At 69.5% G+C, this 23,763-nt stretch carries 23 protein-coding genes, 1 tRNA gene and 1 other RNA gene; 14 read left to right on the top strand and 11 right to left on the bottom strand.

Features of this window, described 5'->3' with window-relative positions; translation table 11 throughout:
* The first annotated feature begins 116 nt into the window (after positions 1-116).
* The gene (locus tag DFR74_RS30555) at positions 117-638 is read left to right on the top strand and encodes a DUF4190 domain-containing protein (protein WP_067507872.1); all 522 of its coding nucleotides are present in this window, start codon (positions 117-119) and stop codon (positions 636-638) included.
* Between the two features lie 80 nt (positions 639-718).
* Here DFR74_RS30555 and DFR74_RS30550 read toward each other — a convergent pair whose 3' ends face one another.
* The 3 genes from DFR74_RS30550 to DFR74_RS30540 are packed head-to-tail and all read right to left on the bottom strand — an operon-like array spanning position 719 to position 2,918.
* Positions 719-1,396, bottom strand: coding sequence for an RDD family protein (locus DFR74_RS30550; protein ID WP_067507870.1), 678 nt, complete (start codon positions 1,394-1,396; stop codon positions 719-721).
* A 42-nt stretch (positions 1,397-1,438) separates the two neighbouring features.
* Positions 1,439-2,371 (bottom strand): tRNA glutamyl-Q(34) synthetase GluQRS, encoded by a 933-nt coding sequence (gene gluQRS / locus DFR74_RS30545; RefSeq protein WP_232331716.1) that lies wholly within the window; start codon positions 2,369-2,371, stop codon positions 1,439-1,441.
* A 19-nt stretch (positions 2,372-2,390) separates the two neighbouring features.
* Positions 2,391-2,918 (bottom strand): DUF309 domain-containing protein, encoded by a 528-nt coding sequence (locus DFR74_RS30540; protein ID WP_067507867.1) that lies wholly within the window; start codon positions 2,916-2,918, stop codon positions 2,391-2,393.
* A 421-nt stretch (positions 2,919-3,339) separates the two neighbouring features.
* Here DFR74_RS30540 and DFR74_RS30535 point away from each other — a divergent pair, with 421 nt between their 5' ends.
* Both DFR74_RS30535 and DFR74_RS30530 read left to right on the top strand, forming a co-directional pair.
* A complete protein-coding gene (locus DFR74_RS30535; RefSeq protein WP_113975365.1) occupies positions 3,340-3,549 on the top strand; it encodes a DUF397 domain-containing protein in 210 nt (69 codons plus the stop codon).
* Positions 3,550-3,646: 97 nt separating this feature from the next.
* A complete protein-coding gene (locus DFR74_RS30530; protein ID WP_067507865.1) occupies positions 3,647-5,050 on the top strand; it encodes a wax ester/triacylglycerol synthase domain-containing protein in 1,404 nt (467 codons plus the stop codon).
* A gap of 458 nt (positions 5,051-5,508) precedes the next feature.
* On the opposite strand, the gene DFR74_RS30525 is transcribed toward DFR74_RS30530, so the two are convergent.
* The gene (locus tag DFR74_RS30525; RefSeq protein ID WP_195126142.1) at positions 5,509-5,958 is read right to left on the bottom strand and encodes a hypothetical protein; all 450 of its coding nucleotides are present in this window, start codon (positions 5,956-5,958) and stop codon (positions 5,509-5,511) included.
* A 102-nt stretch (positions 5,959-6,060) separates the two neighbouring features.
* On the opposite strand from DFR74_RS30525, the gene DFR74_RS30520 reads away from it, so the two are divergent.
* The 4 genes from DFR74_RS30520 to DFR74_RS30505 all read left to right on the top strand — a co-directional run bounded on the left by DFR74_RS30520 (position 6,061) and on the right by DFR74_RS30505 (position 10,165).
* On the top strand, positions 6,061-8,277 hold the full coding sequence (locus DFR74_RS30520; RefSeq protein WP_067507863.1) for a hypothetical protein: 2,217 nt from the start codon (positions 6,061-6,063) through the stop codon (positions 8,275-8,277).
* On the top strand, positions 8,274-8,732 hold the full coding sequence (locus DFR74_RS30515; protein ID WP_067507861.1) for a GtrA family protein: 459 nt from the start codon (positions 8,274-8,276) through the stop codon (positions 8,730-8,732). The genes DFR74_RS30520 and DFR74_RS30515 overlap by 4 nt, the downstream gene beginning before the upstream one ends.
* Before the next feature lie 164 nt (positions 8,733-8,896).
* Positions 8,897-9,406, top strand: a complete 510-nt coding sequence (locus DFR74_RS30510; protein WP_067507859.1) for a L,D-transpeptidase — start codon at positions 8,897-8,899, stop codon at positions 9,404-9,406.
* A 195-nt stretch (positions 9,407-9,601) separates the two neighbouring features.
* On the top strand, positions 9,602-10,165 hold the full coding sequence (locus DFR74_RS30505) for a hypothetical protein (protein ID WP_170160826.1): 564 nt from the start codon (positions 9,602-9,604) through the stop codon (positions 10,163-10,165).
* On the opposite strand, the gene DFR74_RS30500 is transcribed toward DFR74_RS30505, so the two are convergent.
* A complete protein-coding gene (locus DFR74_RS30500) occupies positions 10,111-10,290 on the bottom strand; it encodes a hypothetical protein (RefSeq protein ID WP_067507854.1) in 180 nt (59 codons plus the stop codon). The genes DFR74_RS30505 and DFR74_RS30500 overlap by 55 nt on opposite strands.
* A gap of 648 nt (positions 10,291-10,938) precedes the next feature.
* Between DFR74_RS30500 and DFR74_RS30490 the strand changes: the two genes are divergently transcribed.
* Entirely contained in the window at positions 10,939-11,280 is a 342-nt protein-coding gene (locus DFR74_RS30490; protein ID WP_147265991.1) for a hypothetical protein, read from the top strand.
* A 23-nt stretch (positions 11,281-11,303) separates the two neighbouring features.
* Here the strand turns inward: DFR74_RS30490 and DFR74_RS30485 are convergent, their stop codons facing one another.
* The 3 genes from DFR74_RS30485 to DFR74_RS30475 all read right to left on the bottom strand — a co-directional run bounded on the left by DFR74_RS30485 (position 11,304) and on the right by DFR74_RS30475 (position 12,835).
* Entirely contained in the window at positions 11,304-12,014 is a 711-nt protein-coding gene (locus tag DFR74_RS30485) for a M78 family metallopeptidase domain-containing protein (protein ID WP_147265990.1), read from the bottom strand.
* A 321-nt stretch (positions 12,015-12,335) separates the two neighbouring features.
* Positions 12,336-12,590, bottom strand: a complete 255-nt coding sequence (locus DFR74_RS30480; RefSeq protein WP_067507847.1) for a hypothetical protein — start codon at positions 12,588-12,590, stop codon at positions 12,336-12,338.
* Positions 12,591-12,749: 159 nt separating this feature from the next.
* Positions 12,750-12,835, bottom strand: a tRNA-Ser gene (locus tag DFR74_RS30475).
* Between the two features lie 138 nt (positions 12,836-12,973).
* Between DFR74_RS30475 and ffs the strand changes: the two genes are divergently transcribed.
* Both ffs and DFR74_RS30465 read left to right on the top strand, forming a co-directional pair.
* Positions 12,974-13,068, top strand: an RNA gene (gene ffs, locus DFR74_RS30470) — signal recognition particle sRNA small type.
* Positions 13,069-13,246: 178 nt separating this feature from the next.
* Positions 13,247-14,536: an aminotransferase class I/II-fold pyridoxal phosphate-dependent enzyme gene (locus tag DFR74_RS30465; RefSeq protein ID WP_067507845.1), complete on the top strand. Its 1,290-nt coding sequence runs from the start codon at positions 13,247-13,249 to the stop codon at positions 14,534-14,536.
* A gap of 39 nt (positions 14,537-14,575) precedes the next feature.
* Here DFR74_RS30465 and DFR74_RS30460 read toward each other — a convergent pair whose 3' ends face one another.
* Entirely contained in the window at positions 14,576-15,382 is an 807-nt protein-coding gene (locus DFR74_RS30460; RefSeq protein ID WP_067507843.1) for a methyltransferase domain-containing protein, read from the bottom strand.
* Positions 15,383-15,524: 142 nt separating this feature from the next.
* On the opposite strand from DFR74_RS30460, the gene DFR74_RS30455 reads away from it, so the two are divergent.
* From DFR74_RS30455 to DFR74_RS30445, 3 genes are all read left to right on the top strand, one after another.
* Positions 15,525-16,109 (top strand): HhH-GPD-type base excision DNA repair protein, encoded by a 585-nt coding sequence (locus DFR74_RS30455; protein WP_232331715.1) that lies wholly within the window; start codon positions 15,525-15,527, stop codon positions 16,107-16,109.
* Positions 16,110-16,227: 118 nt separating this feature from the next.
* Positions 16,228-16,938: a hypothetical protein gene (locus DFR74_RS30450; protein ID WP_067507839.1), complete on the top strand. Its 711-nt coding sequence runs from the start codon at positions 16,228-16,230 to the stop codon at positions 16,936-16,938.
* A gap of 368 nt (positions 16,939-17,306) precedes the next feature.
* A complete protein-coding gene (locus tag DFR74_RS30445) occupies positions 17,307-18,575 on the top strand; it encodes an ROK family transcriptional regulator (protein WP_067507837.1) in 1,269 nt (422 codons plus the stop codon).
* A 46-nt stretch (positions 18,576-18,621) separates the two neighbouring features.
* Here DFR74_RS30445 and DFR74_RS30440 read toward each other — a convergent pair whose 3' ends face one another.
* On the bottom strand, positions 18,622-20,229 hold the full coding sequence (locus DFR74_RS30440; RefSeq protein ID WP_067507835.1) for a DUF2207 family protein: 1,608 nt from the start codon (positions 20,227-20,229) through the stop codon (positions 18,622-18,624).
* A gap of 285 nt (positions 20,230-20,514) precedes the next feature.
* Between DFR74_RS30440 and DFR74_RS30435 the strand changes: the two genes are divergently transcribed.
* Positions 20,515-21,432 carry a neutral zinc metallopeptidase gene (locus DFR74_RS30435; RefSeq protein ID WP_067507833.1) on the top strand — a complete coding sequence of 306 codons (918 nt, stop codon included), beginning with the start codon at positions 20,515-20,517 and terminating at the stop codon, positions 21,430-21,432.
* A gap of 22 nt (positions 21,433-21,454) precedes the next feature.
* Here the strand turns inward: DFR74_RS30435 and DFR74_RS30430 are convergent, their stop codons facing one another.
* Complete coding sequence (locus DFR74_RS30430) at positions 21,455-23,698, bottom strand: MMPL family transporter (RefSeq protein WP_067507831.1); 2,244 nt, start codon at positions 23,696-23,698, stop codon at positions 21,455-21,457.
* Positions 23,699-23,763: the final 65 nt, after the last annotated feature.

Raw genomic sequence — 23,763 nt, 5'->3', positions numbered from 1 at the left:
CTTCCCAGGTCCGGGCCCCGAGCCGGGCGTCGCGGCCGCACCACGGCGCCCGGGCGGCTCGCGCGCCCGCGAAATCGACACCGGACTGGGCCGACCCGCCCGTCTACGCTGTACCCATGAAGAACGCGGGTGATTCCGACGAGTGGTGGAAGCAGTACGGCGGCGAGGGCGTCACGCCGGGCTCCCCTGGCCAGGGCTCCACGCCGCAGTACCCCACCCAGGACCCGTCCGGATACCCCTCGGCGCCGCAGTATCCCCAGCAGCCGTCGCAGCCGGAGTACCCGAACTACCAGCAGCCCCCGCCGGGTCCGGCGCCGGGCGGTTATCCACAGCCGCCCGCCTACGGTTATCCCCAGGGCTATCAGCCGTACGGCTACGCGCCGCGGCAAAGCTCCAACGGGCTGGCGATCGGCGCGATGGTCACCTCGATCATCGGTCTGCTCGGCTGCTGCGCCTTCTTCGTCCCCAGCCTGATCGGCCTGGTGCTCGGCGTCGTCGCGCTGAACCAGATGAAGCAGCACGGCAACGAAGAGGGCAAGGGCATGGCGCAGGCCGGTGTGTGGGTCGGCGTCGCAGGCATCGTGCTCGGCATCCTGTACTGGGCGCTGATCATCACCGGCGCGATCGCGGGCTGGTAGTCGACCGCCCGACGACGAATCAGGGGCGTTCCCATCTTGCGATGGGAACGCCCCTTTTCGTGTTCAGCGGGTCGCGGGTGTCAGCCCTTGACGACCTGGGTGCCGCCGGCGAACTTGTCGTGCCAGCCCTGCTTGTTCGGGTCCTGCTCGATGGTGACGGCGATGTAGATCATCAGACCGAGCGCGACCAGATTGCCCACGCAGTACACGACATTGGCGGCAAGGAAGATGTTGCGCTTGAGCGAGGTGACGGGATCGATCTTGGCCGCACCGCCGGGAGCGACGACCCGCAGGCCGAGGATCCTCTTGCCGAGGGTGGCCCCCTGGCTGGTCTCCATCAGCACGAAGTAGCCCAGCAACGCCAAAGCCGACAGGGCGGCGAGCAGGATGCTGATGAGGGTGCTGCCGATGAAGACGCTGACGACCTGGAACGGGATGCCGACGATGAGGCTGTCGATCAGCCGAGCCGCGAATCGGGTCCATAGATCGCCCGGCTGCGGCCCACCGAAACCACCGCCGTACGGCGGCTGCCCGTACGGCTGCTGCTGGCCGTAGGGGTCCTGCGGGTACGGCTGCTGCTGTCCGTACGGCTGCTGCTGACCGTATCCGGGCTGCTGCCCGTAACCCGGCTGCTGCGGCTGCCCGTACGGCTGCTGGCCGTACGGGTCTTGCGGGGGCTGCTGCCCGTACTCGGGCTTGCCGCCGTACGGCTGCCCGCCCTGCGGATACTGGTTGGGGTCGTACCCACCGCTGGTCATGTCTAATCCTCGTGATCGGGTGATCTGGTGTCGAACGGTACGTTACGGACATCCGGACGGTTGCAACAACCTGTCCGGCGATACGATCCACGGTTGCCCCGGCAGCAGCGCGGGATCGAAACGCGCGAGGACCTGCGACGGGGTGTTCCCGGCGAGCCCGAGCGAGCCGGCGAGCAGTGCCAGGACCTGTTCGGGCGTGTTGCCCAGGGCGCGCCGGTCGGCCAGCGTCACCGCGCCGTCGCGCTTGGCCAGGCGCTTGCCCTCCTCGTTGAGGACGAGCGGTACGTGCGCGTAGTGCGGGACCGGGAGCCCGAGCAGCGTCGCGAGGTAGGCCTGGCGCGGGGTGGAGGGGAGCAGATCGTCGCCGCGCACCACTTGGTCGACGCCCTGTTCGGCGTCGTCCACCACCACGGCCAGGTTGTAGGCGGGGATGCCGTCGCCGCGGCGCAGCACCACGTCGTCGACGGGGCCGCGGTAGTCGCCGTGCAGTTGGTCGTGGACGGTGAACTCGTGCACGTCGGCGCGCAGGCGCAGCGCGGCAGGCCGGCCCTCGGCGCGTTTGCGCGCCCGCGCGGCCTCGGTGAGGTCGCGGCAGGTGCCGGGGTAGGCGCCCATCGGGCCGTGCGGTGCGGTGGCGGCCTGCTGGATTTCCCTTCTCGTGCAATAACACTCGTAGGTGCGTCCGGCGGCGGTCAATCGCTCGATGGCGGCGTCGTAGCGGGGCAGGCGTCCGGATTGCCGCACGACCGGTCCGTCCCAGTCCAGGCCGAGGGCGGCGAGGTCGGCGAGCTGGCGCTCCTGCGCGCCGGGCCGCACGCGGTCCAGATCATCGATGCGCAGCAGGAACCGCCGGCCCGTGGATCGCGCGAACAGCCATGCCAGCAGTGCCGTTCGCAGATTGCCCAGGTGCAGATCGCCCGACGGGCTCGGCGCGTAGCGGCCCGCGGGCGTCGGATCGGCAGCGTCGTCCGGCACGGCTGCCATGGTAGGCCGGTCAGGCGCGCAGGCGCGGACGCAGCCGGGCCTCGGTGATGTCGGCGCCGTCGTCGAGCGCGGCGAGCAGGGATTCCGCGTGCGCGATGAGCCCCGGTCCGTCGATGCCGTAGGGCAGTCCGGGCGCGCTGTCGGCTCGCTCGTCATGACTATTGTCGAAATTGCGGCAATCTTCGGGCGCGTAGGCGCGCAGACGGCCGACGGCGCGGGTGAGCAGCGTCCGCGCGCCCTTGTGATTTCCGCGCTGGATGTGTGTCAGACCCACCGCATATTGCGCGAGACCCTGCCACAGCATCCTTTCGGCGAACGGCCCGTTCTTCCACGCCGCCTCTAATACCTCATGTGCATTGAAAGCCAAACCGTCGTCCAGAAGTTGCTGGGCGAGGTCCAAGGTTTGCTGGGGCGGCAGGTCCAGATCGTCCGGAATTCGCGGCACGCCGGCGGCGCCGTGCGGGAGCGGGCGGCCGAAGCGGTCCCGTGGGCGGGCGTTGCGGGCGCGACCTGCCTCGTCGCGTGGGCGTTCGAGCATAGGTTCCATGATCCACGGTGGAGAGGTTCCGCGTCATCACCGGAGGGGTACTCCGATTCGTTTGACGGATCACGGATCAATCACGCGGGTGGTCCGTGTTTGCCGCGCGCGGCAATTCGGCGATTGCTCATCGACCGGCTATGTTTCCGCAACGCGCAAAACTTCGCAACATTGGCAAATGCGGGGGCTGGGCTGGCAAGAGACCGGCAAATTCTCCCGGGAACCTGCTAGGGTTCACTTCGCGGGGTGACCCGCCAGGTGAATTCACCTCGAACCGCACTGCGGAGGCCGGACACCGCGGCGGTTGCGCGCTACCACCAGGCGCATCTGGAGCATCCGTGTTCGATGTCGAATGCCGATGCTGGTTGGAACGTTCTCAGTGGGAAAATCTCGTTCTCGACGCAGCGAAGGAGCTAGTGCCGTGGAAGTTGATCTGACGGGCGCTGTGTGGCGTAAGAGCACATACAGCGGCCCCGACGGGAACTGCGTGGAAGTGGCGTTTCTCGGCGACGGCGATGTAGCGGTCCGTGACACCAAGGCGCGGGGCGAGGGCCCCGTTCTCGCGTTCACGCCGCGCGCATGGGACGCCTTCCTAACCGGCGTATCTGCGGGGGAGTTCGGTCCCGCCTGAGCGGCGCGCCGAACTGTCAGCACGGGCCCCGGGTCGTCTCGACTCGGGGCCTTCGCGTGCGTGCGGTGCGTTTCGCGCGACGGCGCCGACTAGGGTCGTGACCGTGGGTTCGGTGGCGCCGCAGGATGCGACGATGTTCTGGCTGTCGGGTCGCACGCGCAACGACCTGTTCCTCCTGTACTGCTTCACCGACACCGGCGTGCCGAGCGAAGAACTGCGCGCGAGGGTGGCGGCTCGGGCGGCGCTCGTCCCCGATCTGAGCGTGCGGCTGCGCGAAGTCCCGCGCGATCTGTCGTACCCGTCGTGGGTGCCGTGCGCCTTCGCCGACGACCAGTTCTTCGAGCACCATCTGCCCGAGTGCACTTGGCCTGCTGTGGAATCCGCCCTCGGCACCCTCCTCGCCACGGGCGTCGACGCCACCCACCGCCCGTGGCGCCTGCACGTCTTTCGCGCCGTCACCGGGGCCCCCACCTCCTCCGGCCCCGTCACCGTCGCCGTCCTCCAGATGTCACACGCCCTGGCCGACGGCCGTCACGCCGCCACGCTCGCCCGCGCCCTCTTCACGGACCTGCCGCAGGGGACTGAGGTCGATGCTGTGGAAGCCTCTGTGCCCCCGGGTAAGTCGGGGGGACCCGCGCGCTCGTGGTTCGGTGCTGTTCCCTCGCCGGAGCGGGTCGGTGCGGTGGTTGATGCGGTTCGGGGATTGGCGGAGTTTCCCTTTCGGATGGTGGGGACCGTGGTGTTCGGGGTGGGGGCGTTTCGGGCGCAGCGGGAGCTCGCCGCGTTGACGGAGGCGGGGGAAGTTCCCGCTGCCGGTGGTGGTTTCGCGCCGTCGGCGGTGAATCTGGTTGGCGACGGGGAGGTTTCGCGGCACCGGGTGCGCATGATCGTGTGCCAGGCGGGGGAGTTGCGGGTGCCCGACTACACGGTGACCGTGGTGGTGCTCACCGCCGTGTCCGTCGCGTTGTCGGAATACCTTGCGGGGGAGCAGCGGCTCGGCGCTCAGGTGCCGATGGCGTTGGACGGGAAAGCGCGGGCGCGCAACAACTATCGCAGCCTGGGCATCGACCTCTTCGCCGACGAGCCCGATCTGCGCGCGCGAGCCCGTCGCATCGCCGACGATCTCGACCAGCGCCGCCGCCGCGCCCGCCACCCGCTGCTGGCCGCGCAGGACCGCGTCACCACCTGCACGCCGGCGCCCATCCTGCGCCGCGACGTCGCCCGCTACCCGCTCGACGTGGTCCCCGACGCGCTCGCCGGCCACACGGTCGTCTCCAGCGTCCACCGCGGCCCCGCCGACCTCGCCTTCGGCGGCCCGGTGCTCTTCACCGCCGGTTTCCCCGCCCTCGGCTCGGTCATGCACCTCACCCACGGCGTCCACGGCCTCGGCGACACCGTCACCCTCTCCCTCCACGCCGACCTCCCCGACCTCGACCGCTACGCCACCCTCCTCCGCACCGCCCTGTCGACCGTCCCGTCCGCCCTCGCGGCCGCCCCCTGACTCTCGGGCGCGCCCAGCGCGTGAGTGTGCGCTGTAGCGACAGCGCCCCGACCCACGGCGTGCCCACTGCGCAGGTTCGCGCACGTCGCGACGGCGGCGCCGAGCCCACTTCGTGACGCACAGTGGGCGACCCCTGCCGCGCGAGTTCACCCTTCTGGCACCGGCGGCGGGACACCGCGAGCCGCGGCGCCCCGAAACAAGGCCGTTGCGTCGCGCACTCCGGGAGTGGCCACTCCTCGTGCGGGATACCGCCGTCGATCGGGGGCGCCCGATCGCTTCGGGCGAGCGGGGCTGTGGCGGCGTACTCACACGTATCCCCGGGCGTGCACCCCGGTCTCGCATCGTTGCGGCGGAATCACCGCTTGTCCGGCCGGTGCAACCATGCGGCCCGGCGCGATTCGGTGACCTACCCGCACGGGGATATCGGCACCACCAGACGTCGTTCCGGTGCGCGTCCCTCACCCCTCTTTCGCGAGCCCGTCGAACACCCGCCGGTAGTACGTCGTGAAGAACTTCGGCCCCATCAGCCGCATCATCCCCACGCCGAGACGCGCCGAGGGGTGGATCGCGGTGTTGTCCCAGAGCCCGTGGATGTCGCTGCCGCCGTCGTCCGCGGGACGGATGGTGAGTTCGTGGAGGCTGCCCGGCGCGAGATGCGCGCTGTCCACGACGTGCATCCGGATCAGGCCCGGCGTGGACCAGTCGTAGACCCAGCGCGCCGAGATGGGTGGGAAATCCTGACCTTCCTGCACGTCGGCGGTGGTTTCGCCGACGTCGTACACCCGGTAGTGCCGGGACGAGAGGGCGGGCCAGCGGCGCGGGCGGTTCGCGGAGAAGTCCGTGAACAGCTCGAGGATCTGCGCCGGCGTCGCGAGGGAATGCAGGTCGAATTCGAACCGTGTGCGCATGGTCGCCCTCACTCGTGGGGAAGTCGCGTACGCCCAACGATAGCTGCGCGCGTGTCGCTTCCGTGTCACGGATCACACATCGCCTGTTAATGTCTGGGACTCGTGGCGGACAGCACAACTCGGGCAACGCCCGGGACAGTCGGATGGGGCATCGTCACCGCGCTCGGGGTCGTCACGGGATACGTCGCGGTCCTGCTCGCCAACGCCCGGCATTTCTACGCCGACGACACCGAATCCCAGTACGCGCCGCTGTGGGTCATGATGGGCGAGCGACTGCGCGCGGGCGAGTTCCCCGTCCTGGTGCCCGAACACTGGCTGGCCGGTAACTACGCCATCGAGGAAGCCGGCCTGCTGAACCCGCCGCAACTGCTCATCGACCTCATCGCCCCCTCGGTCGACAACCTCGCGCTCTACGCCACGGTCGTCAAACTGCTGTTCGCGATCATCCTGGGCCTCGGCGTCTTCCGCATCTGCCTCGCCTACGGTTCGCGCGCGCCCTGGGCGGCGGTCGCCGGTGTGGCGCTGCCGTTCAGCGGCTGGCTGCTCTTCTTCGACGAGGCCAGCTGGATGACGGCGTTCACCGGCACCGCTTGGCTCACCCACGCGTGGGCGTCGGGCGTCCGGTACGCGCGCGGGCGCGGCGGGCCGATCCCGGTGTTCGTCTTCCTGTACCTCACGATCTCGGTGCAGTACGTGTTCCCCGCCGTGGAGGCCGGGCTGATGATCGCCGCCGTGGTGATCGGCGAGGTCGTCTACCAGCGGGTGTGGCGGCCGTCGCTGCGGCTGCTCGCGGTGTCGGCGTGCGCCGCGCTGGCCGGGTTGGCGACCTATCTGCCGAGCGCGCTGTCGGCCAAGTCGACCTGGCGCGGCACCGCGCAGATCAATAACGAGCCGCTGCTCACGGTGCCGTGGTCGGAGTCGCTCAACGCGAGCCTGCCGAGCACCCTGCCCGCCTTCACTTCCTGGTGGGGGTACGTGCAGCCGATGCCCGTGGTCTATATCGCGTGGTTCCTGATCCCCGCGCTGGCGTTCATCGACTGGGAGCGCGCGAAGGGCATGGTGCGCGAGCTCACCGGCCCGATCGTGTTCGCGGCGGTGGCGCTGATGTGGGCGGCCGGTCCCGGTGCGATCGGTCCACTGCGCTGGCCGGGGCGGGTGCTGCCGATGGTGGCGCTGGGCCTGCTGGTGCTGGTGTGCGTGCTGCTCGGCCGGTGCGCGACGGTGGAGAACGCGCGCACGCGCGGACTCGTCGCGGCCGCCCTGATCGGAGTGCTGTGGGTGCGTTCGATTTCCGCGGCGCCGAGCGAATTCGCCTGGCATGTCGTGGCCGCGCTCGCGGTGGGTGCACTCGGTGTGGTGACTGTCTGGCTGACGCGCAACCGTGGCGGCACGGCGGCGTGCGGTTTCGTCGTCGCCACCGTCGCGCCGATCGCCTACCTCCAGGTAGCGGCCGCGCAACCGACGCCGCTGGGCTGGAACCTGCCCGAGAAGCGTTCCGAGATGAAGGCCGCCTTCCCCGACTTCCCCGGCAACACACTGCAATTGGCCGACCGCGCGCTGATCCCGCCCGGCGAACGCGCCGCCGAAGGGGCTTACGGCTCTTTGGTTTTCGGCAACTACGCCAAGAATCTCGGCCTCGACTACGTCGGCGGATACACACCAAACGGGCACTTCTACTTCGGCGAACTCCTCTGCATGCGTTGGGATGTCAGTGCTTGCCCCGACGCCTACCGGCGCGCGTTCGCCGTCGAGCCCTCCACCGGCAAGACGATCGTCGACCTCATGAAGATCGACCGCGTGGTCCTGCACACGGCCCTGTACCCGGACGCGCGCGGCCAGGAACCCCCGGCCGGTTGGCGGTGGGTCGACTACCCCGGCCACGAGCGCTACATCGCGGTGCTCGAGCGCCTCGACGGTCCCGTCTCCACCGTCAACGGGCGGATCGCGGTGGCCGAGGGCGTCAGGGCGACGTCGCTCGCCGAGTCCGACACCACCAGTCGCGTGCGCGTCAGCTCGGATTCGGGCGGCCGCGTCGTGTTCGCTCGCCTCGGCTGGCCCGGCTACCGCGTGACGCTCGACGGACGCGAGATCCCGTTCGACACCGTCGCGCGAACCTTTGTCGCCGTGGACATTCCGGCCGACACCGAGGCCGAACTCGTACTCTCGTGGCGCCCGCCGGGCTGGAAGATCGGGGGCGCGGCGGCCCTGCTCGGCGTGGCCGGCGTCGCGGCACTGCACTGGCTGTACCGCCGTGAACGTGACCCGGACGAGCCCGCGCCCGCGCCGCCCACCCCGGCCGAGCTGGTAGGTGCGCGATGACCGTGACCGCCGATCCGGGCCCGCTGCTGCGCGTGGTGCGCCGGCAGGAAATCGCGTTCGCCGTGGTCGGCGGATTCAACACGGTGCTCGGGATCGCGCTGACCGTCTTCTGGCTGGCGGTGTTCGGCGACCGGATCGCCGCGGCCGCCGCACCCGCCGCGGCCTACGCGATCAGCATCGTGGTGGCCTTCGTGCTGCACCGGACCCTGGTGTTCCGGGTGCGCGGGCACGTGGTCCGCGATTTCTGCGCCTTCGTGGCTGTGAACTCCGGCGGACTGCTGCTGAACATGGTGCTGCTCCAAGCGGCCGTCTCGGTGCTCGGGTTGCCGAGCATTCCGTCGGCCGTCGTGGTGATGGCGCTGGTGGCGGTGGTCAGCTTCTTCGGCCACCGGCACGTGTCCTTCCGCCGCAAGCCCCTGCCCGAACCGGGGTTCGCGGGCGCGACGAGACCGTAGGGAGGTGACGGATCGGTGTCTGGCAACGGATCGGTTACGCGTGTATCGCGCACCGTTGACCGCTGCGGACCGGGTCCGCGATGATCATGTTCACCTCGCGACGGTTCCATCCAGCCTACCGCCGACACCGACGTCGGCGGCCCGGTAGAGAGGTCAGGAACGTAATGAGCAGCACTCGTTCACGTCACTGGGCGGCCCGCTTCGCGGTGCTCGCCGGTATCGCATCGGCCGTGTTCGCCATGACGGCGACCGCGCAGGCCGAACCACTGTGGCCGGGCGGACCCGACATCCCGGGTGTTCCGGCAATCATCCCGCCACCGGTGCCGGTCGCCCCCTGCTCCACCGAGGCGCGCGCCTGCATGCGCCTGTCCACCAACGAGGCCTGGCTGATGGACAACGGCAAGGTCGCCTACGGCCCCACCCCGATCTCGCACGGTATGCGCGGTTACGAGACCCCGCCCGGCGTGTTCAAGGTGTCGTTCAAGCGCGAGTTCCACTGGAGCACCATGCACAACGCGCCCATGCCCTACGCCACCTTCTTCAACGGCGACATCGCCTTCCACGTCGGCCCCATCGAAAAGGAATCGCACGGCTGCGTCCGCATGACGCACGAGGGCGCCAAGGCGTTCTACGAGTACCTGTGGCCGGGTGACCGAGTGGAGGTTGTGGAGTAGGAGGGTCACCGGGGGGACTCGGCAACCCGTTCGAAGGACTCACGGCCCCCTGCGTCGGCGGCTACCCGAACACCGGACTCGGCGTCGTGACGGGTGTGCGGGTGGGCTGAACGTACCGGACACGTGCCGCTCCGAGTGGCGACGGCCGGTGGGTACGCTGACCACCGGCTGTCCGCCGAGCGGCGGGCATCGTCCGTGAGTGCGGCCGGCTTTCTCCCGATGCTGATCTGCCTGGGCGGCGCGGCGCTTCCGGGTGCGGTGGCGCTGGTGCGACTCCGTCGCCGCACCTATGACGACTGGACACGCTGGGGAATCGTGCTCGCCACGGCGTACGCGCAGGTCGTCGTCGGCATAGCGTTGATCATCGTCTTCGCCGGCCGCAACCTCACACAGTCCATGGTGGTCCCCATGCTCCTCGGTGGCGCCGTGCTGCCCCTGGCGGCGTGGGTCGCGGCACGGGCCGCCGGCGAGCGGATGATGGAGTGCCTCACGCTCGATCGGATCGGTCACAGCACCCAGCATGTCGATACCCAGCGCGGCGACCCCGGAGAAGATGTTGAAGATGCTGTCCGAATCGAAACCGTGCGAGATCTGGACGAGGGCCTCGGCCGGGGTGAATCCGGTGAGCCGACCAGCGGAGTTGCCTTCGTAGTCGACATCCGGGTTCAGATCGACTTCGACGCCGAGCACTTCGAACTCCATCATCACAGCTCCTCGGCCTCACGATCCGTCCGCGCGGTGACGTCGACCGTCTCGTAGACCTGCGCGCAGGTTTGTACGCGAACACCCATGACACCGGCGGCGTCGCCGACCTGGTAGATCTTCCCGACGGTGGGTTCGTGGATCTGCGCCTTCAGCAACCATCCGATCGGGTCGGCCAGCACACCGAACGCTTGGCTCGGATCCGCCGATTCGGTGGTCGTGCGCGCAGCGTCGGCGATCGACCTGAGCCGCCCGCCGAGGTCGTTGAGCTGTTGAGCATGCGAGTAGAGCTCGCCAGGTACGACGTTGAGCTGTGGTGGGGTCGACGTCGCGGGTGACGGGGTGCGTGGCCAGGATCGGGTCGAGGTCGAGGGTGGGCGCGTCTGGGATCGGGCACGGCGTCAGGATGGTCGCCAGTCGTTCGACCGTGCGCAGTGCGGCCGCCAACTCGTCGGGCTGGGCGAACCGCGGATGTCGCCCGTCCAGGTCCTCGAACGCGACCGCGAACCACCCGTCGTCCTCGAGCGTGAACAGCACGCGCGGCGCGGACACCTCCCTCGGCAGCCGCGCCGCCGTACCCGCCTCGGACCGATACGCCCCGGCCAACCCATCCGCACCCTCGATCACCTTCACGAACGCGCGCCCACCGTGCTCGGTCCGAATCCGCACGGCCGCACCGTGACTGAACCCACCGGTCGGCGTCACCGCCTCCACCACCGCACCCCCGAGCCGCCGCCCGGTCCCATCGTGGGCACCGGTTCTGGGGTCTGCCGGTGCGGTCCCCGTTATGGTGCGCTCGATCCGAAGGGGACGAATAGGAGGATTCGAGCGTGAAACTCACCCGTGTCGTTCCGGCTGCCTTCGGAATAGCCTTGGCCGCGAGCACCACCGCCGTATTCGCCGGTTCCGGTGCCGCGCAGGCGGTGCCGCCGGGCTGCGTGGAAACTCGCAATCTCACCAGCGTGACCGTCCACTGCCCCGGCACCACCGATATGTACCGAGGGGTCGACGTCGACTGCGTCGGTGTGTACCTCACCTACGGCCTCGGCCCCGGCGTCGGCCCGTACACCCAGCGCTACTTCGGCAACCTGTCCGAAGGACTCACGGCCCCCTGCGTCGGCGGCTACCCGAACACTGGACTCGGCGTCGTGACGGGTGTACGGGTGAGCTGAACGTAGCGGACACCGCCGCTCGCTCACACCATGCGCAGATGACGCCCGGTCGGACCGCGCCGCGCCGTTTCCGCATTCACCTCGGTCGATTGCGCACTGCGCAGCTCGGTTCCGAAGGTCAGCGCGTGGACGTCGCTCACGGGGAGGTGCAGTTCGCCGGCGATGGTGCGCGCGTGGACCGCGCCGGTTCGATCCAAGACCTGCGGAAAGACCCGTGACATCTCGTAATTGGGCATACCGTCCGGTTCGGAGGTGCGATAACCGCGCGTGGACAGCTCGACGCAGGTCTGCCGATAGGCCCAGTCGGACAGGCGCCCCGCCTTGTGACAGGCGAACGCTGTCGCCATCGCCGAGGTCTTGAACGTGTCGCGCAGCATCAGGATCTGTGGGAGCGACGGGTTGTTCGGCAGGTATTCGGCGACACTCGCGGCGGGCAGGAGGAACTCGGACGCGAAGGCATCCGCTTCGCGTTCCTGGTTCGATGTGTCGCACGCTTCCTCGCCGTGCAGCACGAGATGGAGGAAGACATACGGAATGTCGTCGCGCCACAGTGAATACGCGTCGACCGCGTCCGCCAACGGCGGCAGGGTGTACACCCTGATTCCCCGGGATTCGCACAACTGCACCAGGTTGGGCAGCGGCTTCGTTCCGAGCCCCCATACGGCGCGCAGGAGTTGCGCGGCGGTCGCGGGGGCGTGGCCGGTGAACGACGGTACGTCGACCGGAGGCAGCACGAACCGAGTCGAGATCCACCTGTCGATCTCGATCCCGGACACACCGGCCGCTACGGCGGCATCCCGTTCCCGCGCGGTCGCGCGTCGCGCGGCGCGGAACCGGACCTCGTTCGCGCCGATCAGCGGTGGGGCACCAACCGAGAAATAGGTGGCGGGGTAGTCGAGGGCAGCACCGAGAGAACCGGCGACACCGGTCGGCGCCATACCGTCCTCATATTTCGCGATGGTCCGGGGCGTGACCGAGAGACGATGCGCCAGTTCGACTTTGGTCAGCCTCGGCGCATCCGGGCGATCCGGACGCGATCCGGGTCGAGAAAGGTCCTAGCCGGCTTCGACGACTCGGAAGTCGACATCCTGTCCTCCGACGTCGAGCGGCAGCCTGTCGACCGTGTAGATCCACCTGGCCAGTCCCGCGCCGGTAGACGGGTGGAAGCCCGTGATGTTGCCCGCAACGGTCTCGCCCGCGGCGAGTGCGTTCGCGATGTCGTCCACGTCCAGATCCATCTTGGCGAGATACGCCGCCGCATCCCGGGGTTCGACGACTATCGGCTGGTGGCGGTATCCCGGCTGGCTCATGATCGGTCCCCCTGGTTCGAGTCGGCCTCAGTTTCGTGTTGAAAACCAGAACATGCGGTGGTCAGAAGGTGGCAGAGGGAAGGGGTGGAGCCGCGCAGACATGCCCCCGAAACAACGGCTGGCCGGGTGGTTCGTGAACCACCCGGCCAGCCGGTTGAGCGGAGGATAGGGGATTTGAACCCCTGAGGGCTGTTAACCCAACCCGCGTTCCAGGCGAGCGCCATAGGCCACTAGGCGAATCCTCCGTGGAGCAGCATACCGGGTGACCCCGGTGGGATGCCAAATGGGTGCCGGGGAGTCGGTGGGGTGGGGGTGTCGGTGCTGGTGGGACGGGTGATCGGGGGCGGATGTGGGCGGGGCGGGGGTGACCCGCTACACTGGCCGACGGATCCCGCGCGGCGCGCATCCTGTGAACTCCCCCAGGGCCGGAAGGCAGCAAGGGTCAACGGGCTCTGCCGGGTGCGCGGGGTCCCCTATATATCGGCCCGGTCGACGGGCCCAGCGGCCGGAGATCGGCCAGTCTCCTCACTCGGGCGAACGCCTACTGATACGGGCAACCGCCGGGTAACGTGGGCAGCGATCCGCCGATGGTCCCCCCGACATCGGAACGGACCACCGAAACCACACCCCCAGCTGCTTCGAAAGGCTGCCCAAGGATGCCCCGGCAAACGCAGATCGGTTTGATGAGCCACGAGGAGCTCGTGTCCGAGCACGAGACCCAGACCGCGAACTACGCGAAGCTCCGGACCGAGAAGCTCACGCTGGATCTGACCCGAGGAAAACCCTCGCCGGAACAACTGGACCTATCCGCGGCGCTGCTCTCGTTACCCGGCGACGGCGACTTCCGCGACGGCACCGGCACCGACTGCCGCAACTACGGTGGCCTGCACGGACTCCCGGAGCTGCGCGCCCTCTTCGGCGAACTGCTCGGCATCGGCGTCGACAACCTGCTCGCGGGCAATAACGCCAGCCTGGAGCTGATGCACGACGTCATCACCTACGCGATGCTGTACGGCACCAACGATTCCGAGCGCCGCTGGGCCGCCGAGCCCACCCTCAAATTCCTCTGTCCCGCACCGGGTTACGACCGCCACTTCGCGATCACCGAGGCGCTGGGCTTCGAGATGATCACCGTCCCGATGCGCCACGACGGCCCCGACACCCACCTGATCGGCGAGCTGCTGGCCGCCGACCCGCAGATCAAGGGTCTGTGGGCGGTGCCGAACTACTCCAACCCCACCGGCGTCACCTACTCCGAAGAGGTTGTGCGCGAACTGGTTTCGCTGTCCGCCGCAGCGCCCGACTTCCGTCTGTTCTGGGACAACGCCTACGCGGTGCACCCGCTCACCGACACCGCGGACCCGGTGATCGACGTGCTCGGCCTGGCGGCCACCGCCGGTAACCCGAACCGGCCCATCGTGTTCGCCTCCACCTCCAAGATCACCTTCGCGGGCGCGGGCGTGAGCTTCCTCGGCGCGTCCACCGCGAACCTGGACTGGTACCTCTCGCACGCCGCGAAGAAGAGCATCGGCCCCGACAAGGTGAACCAGCTGCGCCACTTGCGCTTCTTCCGGGACGCCGACGGCGTGCGCGCGCACATGCAGAAGCACCGCGCCATCCTGGAGCCGAAATTCGCTCTGGTGCTGAAGATCCTGGAGGACCGCCTCGGCGCCTCGAAGGTCGCGTCGTGGACCGAGCCGAAGGGCGGCTACTTCATCAGCCTGGATGTGCTGGAGGGCACCGCCGCTCGCGTGATCGCCCTGGCGAAGGAGGCGGGTATCGCGCTGACCGCCGCCGGCTCGGCCTTCCCCTACCGGAAGGACCCGGAGGACAAGAACATTCGCATCGCCCCTAGCTTCCCGAAGACCGAGGAGCTGGAGAAGGCGATGGACGGCCTGGCGACCTGCGTGCTGCTGGCCGCCACGGAGAAGTTGCTGGGTAAGTAAGGGGACGAGAAGGCTCCCCGGGGCGGGGAGCCTTCGCCGTCAGTTCGGTTTGTGGGCCAGCACCGCGAACATGGTCACCGAGAGGTGGATGTCGCCGGTTTCGGCGCCGCGTTCGAGGTCGCGCAGCAAGTCCTCGCGCTCGGCTTCGGTGATCGAACCGCGCGCCACCGCCATGGCGGAGATGCGGGTGACGAGCGAGCCGGGCCCCGCCGCGCGGTCCTGGACCAGGGCGTGGGAGCCGATCTCGTCCACCACCAGACCTGCCCTGGTGAGCTGGCCGGGGATGGCGCGGCCCGCGAGGGGATTGGTGGTGGCGGAGATCAGCGTGTCGAGCACCTGGCGCACCACGCCGCGCTCGCCCGGATGCACGATCGCGGTGTCCCAGTCGACGTCGACCACCACGGCCCGCCCGCCGGGGCGCAACACGCGGGCGATCTCGTTCGCCGCCCGCACCGGCGCGGTGAGGTGCTGGAACACCCGCTCGCACAGCGCGGCGTCGAAATAGTCGGCGCCGAACGGGATGCCGTAGGCGTCGCCGGAATGGAATCGCGCGGCCGAGCCGAGCTGATTCGCGCGACGCTCGGCGGAGGCCAGCAGGTTCGGGTCGGGTTCGACGCCGACGGCCTCGCCGGTGGGCCCGACGGCGTCGGCGAACGCGAACACCTCCGATCCCGTTCCCGAGCCGATATCGACGGCCTTCTCCCCCGGGCGCAGCGCTAGTGCCTCGTGGGCCCAGGTGCGCAGGCGATGGATACCGGGCAGCGCGGCCTGTAGGTCGCGCACATCGACCAATTGGTCCTGGCCCGCGCTGTCGAAGCGGTCCGGGCGCAGCGGTTCAGTGCTCATGGGTCCGTGTCCGTCCCTGGAAATCGCCGCAGTCAGTGGCATGCGCCGAGCCTACGCGGCACCGAGACGTACCACACAGTAGGAAATGGGTGAGATGATCGCAGGGCCCGCACGAGCCGACGATCGCGAAAGGATGTCGACGGTGACCGTGACATTGTGTCTCGCCCAGGAACCCGAGGCGGATAAACTCCTCTCCGAGGACCCGTTCGCGTTGCTGACCGGGATGTTGCTGGATCAGCAGTTTCCGCTGGAACACGCCTTCCGCGGGCCGAAGAAGATCGCCGATCGCATGGACGGCTTCGATATCCACAAGATCGCCGACGCCGATCCGGAGGCGTTCGAGGAACTCGGCGCCACCCCGCCCGCCATTCACCGCTACGGGCGGTCGATGGCGCGCCGTACCCAGGAGCTGGCCCGCTACGTGGTGGAACACTACGACGGCGACACCACCGCTATCTGGACCAAGGGCGACCCCGACGGCAAGGAAGTGCTGCGCAGACTCAAGGATCTGCCCGGCTACGGCGACCAGAAGGCGCGCATCTTCCTGGCCCTGCTCGGCAAGCAGCTCGGTGTGCGTCCGGCGGGCTGGGAGCAGGCGGCGGGCGCCTACTCCGAAAAGGATTCGCGCCGTTCGGCCGCCGACATCACCGACGAACAGTCGCTGCTCGAGGTGCGCGCGTTCAAGAAGCAGATGAAAGCGGCGGCCAAGGAGAAAACCGGTAAGTAGTAGTTCGCCGGTCGGTTGCCGCAGTTCCGATCTTGCTGCGTTTTTCCCTCGTCCCGCGGCGTCGCGTGCTCGATGCTTTCGTCACGAAAGCTCCATCGGATGAGGGATAGCAGCACACATGAAATTCAGGAAGCTCGCCGTGGTCGCGGCCATGCTCACGGTCGCGACCGGCATTACGGCGGGGACCGCTGTCGCGGCTCCGGAAGCGCCTGCCGCCGACGTCATCAACTTCACCGCCGACAGCACCGACACCCAGTCGATCATCTCCATCGACCAGGGTTCGCTGGTGGTCGAGGACGGCGCGTTGAAGATCAAAGCCGCCGATGGCACCACCGTCGCGGGGACGCCGCTGACGTTCCGCCTCGACGAGTTCGAGTTCCCGATCGCCGCGCAGATCGCGGGCCGCACCGCGACCCTGACGCCGCAGTTGTCGCTGGACAAGGCGATCTACAAGCCCGTCGCGCTGCCGTTCGAGAACCAGGCGCCGTGGAAGACCGAGTACGAGCGTGAGCAGGCCGCCTGGAGCCGCCTGACCAGCACCGTCTCCCTCGGCGCCGCGATCGGCACGCTCGTCGGTGGCCTCGGTGGCGGCGCGCTGGGTTGCGTCCTCGGCGGCATCGCCGGCGCCACCGTCGCCTCGGCGACGATCGTCGGTCTGTTCGGCCCGTTCATCCCCGCGGCGGCGATCGGCTGCCTCGGCGGCATCCTCGCGGTCGGCGCCCTCGGCACGCTCGCCGGGCAGATCTTCGTGACCGCTCCGTTCGCGATCGGCGCGGTGATCCAGTACTTCACCACGATCAACCAGCCGTTCACCCCGCCCGCCAAGTAGCAGGCACGGCGACCGCGCCGCACGACGCGGAATCGGGCCCCGCTCAACACCTCTCGGCCGAGCGGGGCCCGATTCCGCGTGCGTGGCACCCGACCAGGCGAAACGGTGTGTCCTGGAACACCGGGAGCGGTCGGGCCTTGGAATGGTGGCGGCCCGGGTGTTACCTTCATGAACATGTCCGCCAGCCGTCACATCGCGCCGCGGGTCACCTATGTGACCGCCGCGCTGGGCCTTCGGCTGCCGTTGACGCGGGAACTGTGTTGTCGCTGCCCCCGCAGCTGAGCCGGTTTCCGTACTCGCTCGCTGCACCGTCGCCGCACGTGTAGGCACGACCCGCTTCGAGCGGGTCTTCAGCGAGGAATCTTCACATGTCCATCCCCACCCTGGAGCGATCCGTTTCGCGGGTTGCCACCGGCCGTGTCCGTGTTCAGCGCCCCGTCGTCGCGCCGGAACTCCGTATCTCCGACAACCCCGCCGCCGCGGTGCTCCGCGCCGCCACCGCGGGTCCGATCTCCCGCGACAACGCCGCCCGCACCACGGGTTTGAGTATCGCGACGGTCAACCGTCAGGTGTCCGCGCTGCTCACCGCCGGTCTGCTGCGGGAACGCCCCGACCTGACCGCCTCCGGTGCCGTCGGCCGCCCCCGGGTGCCGTTCGAGATCGACCACGACACCTACATCACTCTCGGCATCCACATCGGCGCCGCCGCCACCAAGATCGTGGCCGCCGACCTGCGGGGCCGCATTCTCGGCGGTCTCGCCATCGCGACGCCGCAGACCGGTCAGGAATTCGCCACCACCACGGTGGCGCGCAGCGCGCGAGCCTTCCTACAGCGCTGGCACCGGCGAAAACCACTCTGGGCCGGCGTCGCCATCGGCGGCCGCGTCGACACGCTGACCGGCGTGGTCGACCACCCGAAGCTGGAGTGGCAGGGCGCCAAGGTCGGCGCCGTACTCGGTGACGTGCTCGAGCTGCCGGTCTCGGTGGCCCCGCACGTGGAGGCCATGGCCGCCTCCGAGCTCCTGCTCCCCACCCCGGAACCGCGGGAGGGTGGCGAGCGCGGCAGCAGCCTGTACTTCTACGTGCGCGAGACCGCGGGTGTCGCGGTCACGCTGGACGGCCGCGTGCACACCCCGAGCAACGGCCCGGGTTCCATCGCGCACCTGCCGACCGGTTCCGACGTGGAATGCACCTGCGGCAAGCGGGGCTGCTTGGAAGTGACCGTGGGTGACCGGGCGCTGCACGCGCGCGCGGTCGGACGCGGAATCATCCCGGCGCACAACGGCACCGCGGGCACCACCATCGCGGACCTGTATCGCGCGGCGTCGGGCGGTTCGGCGCAGGCGCAGGAGCTGCTGGCCGAACGCGCCACCATGCTCGGCCAGACCGTCGCCTTGGTGCGCGACATGCTCAACCCCGACCGGGTGATCCTGGGCGGGCAGGCGTTCACCGGGTACCGGCCGGGCATCGCGCACGTCGCGCAGGCCTTCCGGCAGAGTTCCACATTGCCGTCCACCGACATTCGCATCAGCGGCTTCGGTGGCAAGGTGCAGGAGTTCGCCGCGGTGGTGACCTCGCTCAGCTCGCTCTACGCCGATCCGCTCTCGGCCATGCGGCGCGTCACCGCGGTCGACTGAGCAGTCGAGGAAAGGTCCGGGTTCCCCAGGGAGCCCGGACCTTTCGTCAGTTCTCCCCGAAGAGTCCTTCGACGGCGATGATGAAGTACGGGAAGTGCGCGGCGAACCGGTGCAGGTTCGGGTCGCGCTCGAATCCGCCGAACCAATAGAGGCCCGGGTGGGCGTCGGCGGCGGGATTGAGGTCGCGGAAGGCGCGGATCCAGTTGTCCCCGCGCCCGCCGATGACCGTGAAGGGCAGCCCGCGCGAGAACACCGTCTCCTGGTCGGTCGGCGGAATCCGTTCGGGGCGAACGGCATCCAGGCCGCGTTGCAGCGCCCGCACCTGCCCGGCCAGCTGCCTGCCGTGGGCGGTGCGCACCGGAAGGTACTTGGGCAAAAACAGCGTCGCGACACCCGCCAGCGCGACGGCCACGCCGACCAGCGCCGCCCCGCCGGCGCTCGCGAGGGCGACCGTCGCGGCGACGCCCGCCACCACCAGCGCGCCGCCGATCCAGGTGGCCGGGGCGATCCCCGACCGGTCGGTGAACGCGCCGTTGTCGACGGCGTCGGCGATCATCGCCGCGCGGATGGGCGCCGGGTCGACCCGGCCGCGCAGTTGGCCGACGGTCACCGCGTCCGTGCCTTCGGGCAGAATCGCCTCGTAGACGGCATTTTCGTAGTCGCGCAGCTGATCGTCGGGTGCGTTCACTCTGGTGATGCGCCAGTCGTTCTCGGCGATGCGGTCGATCCACAGGTAACGGCGCACCGCGAGATCCACGACGGTGGCGGCGATGTCGACCGGATCAGCGTGCTCGTCGAGCAGCACACCGGCCTCGCCGGGCAGGATGCCCTCGGGCGAGGTGAACCGCACCTCGCCCGACTCCTCGCGCAGCGGGTCGATGCTGTCGGTGCCCGCGAGGGCGGCCGCGTCGGCGCGGCGGGCGCGCAGCACGTACGCCGCGAGCCCGGCCAGCGCGGCGAGCAGCGCGCCGAACGCCAGCAGCACCGGCGCGGTCACCGAGAACGGCCCGGGTTTACCGAGATCCTCCACATCGGCGTTGGCGGGCACCGTGCCGGGCGGCAGCTGGAGGGTGAGGTCGATCGCGTCGCCCTTGTTCAGATCGGTCTGCTCCAGCCAGAGCACGCCGTCGGCCTCGATCCGCACATCGGCGCACGGCCGGGTGTTGCCGGGCGGGCCGAGTTTGCAGTCCACGATGGCCATTTCGAAGCTGGGACTGATCACCGACGCGCTGATCGCGGCGATATCGGTGTTGAGCACGCCGAACCAGTTGAACACCTGGGTGCCCGGCGCGTCGCTGACGGTGTTGTGGATCGAATACGAGTAGGTCGACTGCCCCGGGGTGGCGTCGATGGTGAACTGCTCGTCGGCGACCTGCGCGGTGCCCGCCCCCTGCGCCTGGATGTCGGTGACCTGGAAGCGGCGCTCGATATCGCCGTCGAGTTGCAGTCGCAGCGGCAAGGATTGGGTGAAGTGCTCGCCCTCGGGCACGGTGACTTCTTCGACCACTTCGAGCACACCTTCGCGGCTGAGCTTCAGATCCGCGACAATCGTGATCCCGTCGGGTGCGGGCTGGCTCTGGGCCGCCGGCGCGCTCGCCAATCCCGCCGCGGCGAGAAGCAGCACGCCTACGGCGGCCCCCCGGAATGTCAGCATGGGTGCCTACTCTAGACAGGTTGCTATCCTGCGTCAGCGGCTGTCGGCGAAACATCGGAGACGAGGGGGTACGGGGGAGTGACCCAACCACCGTACGGATATGGACCGGTTCCACCCGGTGGGCGTCCGGTCCCGCCGCCCGGGTATGGGCAGCGCCCCGGTTACGGCCCCCCGCCCGGATATCCGCAGCAACCACCCGGTTACGCGCCGCGCCCGGCCTACGGTCCGCCGCCCGGGTACGGCCGGCGCCCCGCCGATCCGCCGCAGGGCGGTTACCGCCCGCCGATGCCGCCGCCCCTGCCCTACGGCCCGCCCGGCCAGGCGCCCCGTCCGCCGCGTAAGAGCGGCGGATCGAAGATCGCCGGTGTGCTGTTGCTGATCGTGGCCGTGGTGGTCGCGGCGTTGGTGCGCAACGGTTTTCGCATGATCGACCGCGATGATCGCGCGACGGGTCCGTCCTCGGGGATCACCTACGAGGAGGGAACCCAGGGTCCCGCCGAGACGGGCGCCAACCCGCTGGTCACCGGCCCGCACACGCTCATCCCCGCCGACTGCGAGTACACCCGCTGGAGCACCGATGTCGAGGTCGCGCGCGCGTTCTTCGACACCGCCGAACAGTGCCTCGAGGACGCCTGGAAGCCGGTGCTCGACCAGGCGGGACTGCCGTTCACCCCGCCCACCGTGCACGTCAGCGCCTCCACGCAGGGCATCAAGACGCCCTGCACCGGCACCACCACCGACTTCGCCGCGTTCTACTGCCCGGCCAACAAGTCCATCTACATGCCGATCAGCCAGTTGCAGACCGATCTGTTCAAGGACAACTGGGTGGTCTACCTCTCGGTGTTCGCCCACGAGTACGCCCACCACGTGCAGTCGGTGTCGGGCATCCTGCGCGCCGCCAACAGCGAGCGCGTGGACGCGGGCACCCGCAGCGCGCGCGGGCTCGAGCTCTCGCGCCGAATCGAGTTGCAGGCGCAGTGTTTCAACGGCATGTACCTCGGTGCGTCCGAGGACGGCGGCGGGCTGAGCTCGTCGCAGATCACCGTCGCCCGCCGCGACGCGTTCGGCCGCGGCGACGGCCCCACCGACGCGCGCGATCACGGCACGCCGGAGAACAGCGGCAACTGGTTCGAGGCGGGCGTGGACGAGAACCTCACCACCGAGTGCAACACCTTCACCGCGCCGGCCTCGGAAGTCAACTGAATCCGCCGCTCCGCCAACGGGTTCAGCCCTTCTTCGCCAGATCCGGACTGGGTGCGGGCGCGGCCGGTTCCGCGTCCTCGGTGAGGCCGATCTTCGCGTGCAGCTTGGCCAGCGGCGCGGGCGCCCACCAGTTGGCGGTGCCGAGCAGGCGCATCAGGGCCGGGGCCAGCATGCCGCGGATGACGGTGGCGTCCACCAGCACCGTGAGCGTGAGCCCGAGGCCCATGAGCTGCATGAACGACACCTTGGAGGTGACCATCGCGCCGAGCACGATGGCCATCAGCAGGGCGGCGGCGGTGATGATGCGCCCGGTGCGGGCCACGCCGAGCGCCACGGCGCGCGTGTTGTCGCCGGTGCGCAGCCACTCCTCGCGAATCCGCGAGAGCAGGAACACCTCGTAGTCCATCGACAGGCCGAACGCCAGGCAGAACATGAGGATCGGCATGGTCGGCACCAGGTAGCCGACGGCGGTGAAGCCGAGCAGCCCGGACAGGTGCCCCTCCTGGAACACCCACACCATGGCGCCGAACGCCGCTGTCAGCGAGAAGGTGTTGAGCACAAGCGCTTTCACGGGCAGCACCACGCTGCCGGTGAACAGGAACAGCACGAGCAGGGTGGTGAACGCGATGAGCGCGGCCGCGATGGGCAGGCGCGCGCCGAGCGCCGAGAGCGCGTCGTCGTTGATCACCGCCGCGCCGCTGTAGAGCGCGGGCACGGGCGGTTCGACGGCCCGGATCATCTCCAGGTGCCGCGCGCCTTCCTCGGAGTACGGGTCGAGTGCGCTGCTGACGGTCAGGTAGGTGACCGAATCGGTCGCCATACCGGGCGGCGCGGGCGCGGACAGGCCGCCCGCGAACGTGCCCGCGCTGGAGAGCACCGCGGGGACGTCGGGCAGTTGCGCGAGTTCCTTCGCGTAGGCCGCGATCGGTTCGGGGCCGCCGGTGTAGTCGTCGAGCACGATGTACACCGCCGAAACCGGGTCGGCCTGCGGGAAATTCGAGCGCAGTTCGTCGCCGACCTGTCTGCTCTCCGCCGAGGTGGGCAGCACCCGGTCGTCGGGGTAGCCGAAGGCCAGGTTCAGGAACGGCGAGCCGACCACCAGCAGCAGCGCGATGATGATCGTCGCGAACGGAATCGGGTGGCGCATCACCTTCGACACCAGGCGGTACCAGCCGGTGTCCTCCGGGCGCGGCGCCGCGGTGGGGGCGGGCCTGCGCAGCAGCCGCCGCACCGGCACCCGCAGGTCGAGCGAGTTGACGCGGTGTCCGAGCAGCACCAGCGCGGCGGGCAGGATCAGGATCGAGGCCACCGCGGCGGCGGCGACCACCGCCACGCCCGCGTAGGCGAACGACTTGAGGAAGTACAGGTTGAACACGCTCAGCGCGGCCAGCGACAGCGCGACGGTGAGCGCGGAGAACAGCACCGTGCGCCCGGCGGTCTGTACGGCGCGCACGGTCGCGGCGGTCACGTCGCGGCCCGCGGCCAGCTCCTCGCGATAGCGGCTGACGATGAACAGGCTGTAGTCGATGGCCAGCGCCAGGCCGAGCGCGGTCGTCATGTTCAGCGCGTAGATCGACACGTCGGTGATCAGCGTGAACAGCCGCAGGATGGCCAGCGCGGCGGCGATCGCGAACAGGCCCACGGCCAGCGGCAGCGCGGCGGCGATCAGGCTGCCGAACACCAGGATCAGCACGATCATCGACAGCGGGATCGCGACCGCCTCGGCGATCGCGAGATCGCGCGAGGTCTGCACGGTGACGTCGTTGTAGACCGCGGCGGGCCCGCCCGCGCGCACGGTGACACCGTCGGCGGTGCCCGCCAGGCGATCGGTCAGCTCGCCCGCGATCTTCTGCATCTCGGTCTCGTCGCCGGTGATCGCGGCCAGCACCAGCGCGCTGTTGCCGTCGGCCCCGCGCAGCGCGGTGTTGTAGGGCGCGGGCGTCGTCCAGTACGACTGCACGCCCTCCACGGCCGGTGTATCGCGCAGCTCCTCGGCCAGGCGCTGTCCGGTGTCGCGCGCGGCCTCGGTGTCCACGCCCGCCGGGGAGTCGACCAGCAGAACGTAGTTCGGCGTCGCGCCGGGGAAGTGCTCCTCGAGCACACGCGAGGCGCGCAGGGACTCGGCGTCGTCGGAGACGAATCCGCCCGACTTCAGGTGGCTGGCCGCCGTGGCCCCGAACAGCCCGGCCAGCACCGCCACGGCGAGCGCGCCGAGCAGAATGGCCCGCGGATGGCGGGTGGCGAACAGAGCGATCCGACCGAGCATTACATCCCCTCGTTGGTTGCGCCGTCAGCGTAAGACGGGCGACCAGGGGTGAAAAGATCTGTGTC

Origin of the sequence: Nocardia puris (assembly GCF_003315035.1) — a bacterium.
Taxonomy (GTDB): domain Bacteria; phylum Actinomycetota; class Actinomycetes; order Mycobacteriales; family Mycobacteriaceae; genus Nocardia; species Nocardia puris.
Note: the sequence above shows the minus strand (reverse complement) of the source record. Positions and strands in the feature narration are given on the sequence as shown.

What these genes read in the sequence shown, in the direction of transcription:
- DFR74_RS30555 (WP_067507872.1), top strand. Translation starts at nt 117, where the DNA reads ATGAAGAACGCGGGTGATTCCGACGAGTGGTGGAAGCAGTACGGCGGC.
- DFR74_RS30550 (WP_067507870.1), bottom strand. Translation starts at nt 1,396, where the DNA reads ATGACCAGCGGTGGGTACGACCCCAACCAGTATCCGCAGGGCGGGCAG.
- DFR74_RS30540 (WP_067507867.1), bottom strand. Translation starts at nt 2,918, where the DNA reads ATGCTCGAACGCCCACGCGACGAGGCAGGTCGCGCCCGCAACGCCCGC.
- DFR74_RS30525 (WP_195126142.1), bottom strand. Translation starts at nt 5,958, where the DNA reads ATGCGCACACGGTTCGAATTCGACCTGCATTCCCTCGCGACGCCGGCG.
- DFR74_RS30515 (WP_067507861.1), top strand. Translation starts at nt 8,274, where the DNA reads ATGACCGTGACCGCCGATCCGGGCCCGCTGCTGCGCGTGGTGCGCCGG.
- DFR74_RS30510 (WP_067507859.1), top strand. Translation starts at nt 8,897, where the DNA reads ATGAGCAGCACTCGTTCACGTCACTGGGCGGCCCGCTTCGCGGTGCTC.
- DFR74_RS30480 (WP_067507847.1), bottom strand. Translation starts at nt 12,590, where the DNA reads ATGAGCCAGCCGGGATACCGCCACCAGCCGATAGTCGTCGAACCCCGG.
- DFR74_RS30465 (WP_067507845.1), top strand. Translation starts at nt 13,247, where the DNA reads ATGCCCCGGCAAACGCAGATCGGTTTGATGAGCCACGAGGAGCTCGTG.
- DFR74_RS30460 (WP_067507843.1), bottom strand. Translation starts at nt 15,382, where the DNA reads ATGAGCACTGAACCGCTGCGCCCGGACCGCTTCGACAGCGCGGGCCAG.
- DFR74_RS30450 (WP_067507839.1), top strand. Translation starts at nt 16,228, where the DNA reads ATGAAATTCAGGAAGCTCGCCGTGGTCGCGGCCATGCTCACGGTCGCG.
- DFR74_RS30445 (WP_067507837.1), top strand. Translation starts at nt 17,307, where the DNA reads ATGTCCATCCCCACCCTGGAGCGATCCGTTTCGCGGGTTGCCACCGGC.
- DFR74_RS30440 (WP_067507835.1), bottom strand. Translation starts at nt 20,229, where the DNA reads ATGCTGACATTCCGGGGGGCCGCCGTAGGCGTGCTGCTTCTCGCCGCG.
- DFR74_RS30435 (WP_067507833.1), top strand. Translation starts at nt 20,515, where the DNA reads ATGCCGCCGCCCCTGCCCTACGGCCCGCCCGGCCAGGCGCCCCGTCCG.
- DFR74_RS30430 (WP_067507831.1), bottom strand. Translation starts at nt 23,698, where the DNA reads ATGCTCGGTCGGATCGCTCTGTTCGCCACCCGCCATCCGCGGGCCATT.